At 65.6% G+C, this 2,511-nt stretch carries 3 protein-coding genes; 1 reads left to right on the top strand and 2 read right to left on the bottom strand.

From position 1 onward, the window contains the following. A partial coding sequence (locus Y704_RS0114935) for an IS1380 family transposase (protein ID WP_026550716.1) occupies nucleotides 1-824 on the top strand: 824 nt, incomplete at its 5' end. A 367-nt stretch (nucleotides 825-1,191) separates the two neighbouring features. On the opposite strand, the gene Y704_RS0114930 is transcribed toward Y704_RS0114935, so the two are convergent. Then, nucleotides 1,192-1,743, bottom strand: coding sequence for a DUF1697 domain-containing protein (locus tag Y704_RS0114930; protein ID WP_026550715.1), 552 nt, complete (start codon nucleotides 1,741-1,743; stop codon nucleotides 1,192-1,194). Further along, entirely contained in the window at nucleotides 1,740-2,462 is a 723-nt protein-coding gene (locus Y704_RS0114925) for an IclR family transcriptional regulator (protein ID WP_026550714.1), read from the bottom strand. The genes Y704_RS0114930 and Y704_RS0114925 overlap by 4 nt, the downstream gene beginning before the upstream one ends. Between the last annotated feature and the right edge of the window lie 49 nt (nucleotides 2,463-2,511).

The following is a 2,511-nucleotide window of genomic DNA, read 5'->3' as shown; positions in this document are numbered from 1 at the left end:
AACCGTTGGCGGTGCTGCTGCGTCCCGGGAACGCCGGGTCCAACACCGCCTCCGATCACATCCAGGTCACCAGGGACGCCCTGGAGCAGTTGCCGGCAGGATTCCGGTCGGGTAGGAAAGTGATGATCCGCACCGACTCCGCCGGCGGCACCCACGGGTTCCTGGACTGGCTTACCAGTAAGCGCCGGAACCTGGGTTATTCGGTGGGATTCCCGCTCCACGGGGCCGTCGAAGCGGTCCTGCCCCGAATCCCGAGGACTGCGTGGACGCGCGCCTATAACAGCGACGGAGTGGAGCGCGACGGGGCGTGGGTCGCCGATATCACCGGCATGCTGGACTTGTCCTTCTGGCCTGCCGGGATGCGGGTCATCGTCCGCAAGGAAGTACCCCATGTCGGCGCGCAACTAAGGATCACTGATGTCGATGGGATGCGCTACACCGTCCTAGCCACGAACCAGGACCATGGCCAGCTCGCGGACCTCGAGGTCCGCCACCGGTTACGGGCCCGGTGTGAGGACAGGATCCGTAACGCCAAAGACACCGGCCTGGCGAATCTGCCCCTGCACTCGTTCGCCGCCAACACGCTCTGGTGTCACCTGGTCATGCTCGCCGCCGAACTCATGGCCTGGGCACAGATGCTCGGCCTCCACGGCACGAAAGCCAGACGCTGGGAACCGAAGAAACTCCGGGCGAGGATCTTCGAAATCGCCGGGAAGACCAGCCGACACGCCCGACGCCTGACCGTGCACCTCGCCGCCAGAGCCCCTGACACGCCGCTGCTCATCAAAGCCCTCACCCGCATCAGAGCCCTGGACCCGCCGTAAAAGCCACCATCGCCGACAGACCCCGAGCAGGAAAAGCAGCCTCGACGTGATGGACGTGGAACCATCACCGACCACCGCCACCGGTCAGCGGCAACAATGTCGTACCCACATGCCAGAATCAATCACATCAGGCAACCAGTAAGCCCCGATCACACCGACGAGACCGCCTCATGAAAGATCGAGGTTAGAGGTCGCAGAATTCGTCGTCAGATTCTGGACAACATCGTTTGGTGTTATCGCACCAACATCTACGTCTCGGCTCTACGACCATAGGAGGAGTAATGGGCTCATCGTAATTGAGGGTGTAGGTGGGGTCTGAAGCCGACCGCTGAACAAATCCGCAGATTGGGGGCAGTCGATTCCACAATCAGGACATCTGGCTAAAGGCCTCGCGAACCTTTTGCAGCGTCCGGAGGTTCCGCGTGGTGCACACCGCCTTGTACTCGCGCCCCATGGTCAGTCTGCCCGCCGGGCTCCCTAGGGTTTCCCCCACGGGGGCCTGCCAGGCTACTGCTTCAGGGCCCAGCGCGACGGCGTCGGCCCCGCCCGCGGTGGCTTCGGCAACCCAGGACTGCTGCGCCTCCTCGCTGGAGAACAGGGTGACATAGGAGTGGACTGCTGCATCGTCGGCAGGATACGGGCAGGCGTCGAGGAGCTGCCCGAGGCGCTCCCGGTCCACCACCACCACCCAGGCGTCGTAGCCGAATGTGGCGCGAAGGCGTACCTCCACCTGCGACTTCACGTCGGCTGCCACCATCGAAGTGCGCAGCACCACGTTTCCGGACGCCAGGAGAGTCTGCACGGCGCTGACGGGCAGCGCGGCGAGCGCGTGTTTGACGTCGGCCATTTTCATGGTGGTTCCGGCAACATTGACGCCCCGAAGGAACACGGCGTAATCGACGTCCTCGAGCGCAGTCACGCCTCAGCGCCCTTGCCGACGGCGACGGTGAGTTGCTGGGCGGCGTTCGCAACCACTTCGGCGTGGATGCGGCCCGGTTGGCGTGTGAGCCGCTCCATGGGACCGGAAATCGACACTGCAGCGATGACGCGCCCCGAGGGACCGCGGACCGGCGCCGACACTGAGGCGACGCCGGCTTCACGTTCTCCCAGGCTCTGGGCCCAGCCCCGGCGCCGCACGCCCGCAAGAACCGTCGGAGTGAAGCGCGCGTTCTTCAGGCCCACGAGCAGGCGGTCGTGGTCCTCCCATGCGAGCAGGCACTGAGCTGCGGATCCGGCTTTCATGGACAGCTGGGTGCCCACGGGAATGGTGTCCCGAAGACCAACCGGCCGCTCGGCGGAAGCGACGCACACCCGCCAATCACCCTGCCGGCGGAAAAGCTGTGCACTTTCACCGGTGGCGTCGCGGAGGTTGAGCAGGACGGGGCCGGCGGAGGCGATCAGCCGGTCTTCCCCGGCCGCCGAGGCGAGTTCCACCAGCCGGCTCCCCAGGACGAAGCGGCCCTGCATATCCCGGCCCACCAGCCGGTGGTGAATCAGGGCGAGCGCCAGCCGGTGCACCGTCGGGCGGGCCAGCCCGGTGGAGGAGACGAGCTGAGCCAGCGTGGTGGGCCCGGCCTCGAGGGCGTCGAGCACCATCGCCGCTTTGTCAATGACCCCGACCCCGCTAGAATTGTCCATAGGATGATATTGCCGTCTCATTATCTGAGACGCAAGCCGTGGGACTGGC

Source organism: Arthrobacter sp. Br18 (assembly GCF_000520555.1).
GTDB lineage: Bacteria > Actinomycetota > Actinomycetes > Actinomycetales > Micrococcaceae > Arthrobacter_D.
This window is presented reverse-complemented; position numbering and strand designations above follow the sequence as displayed.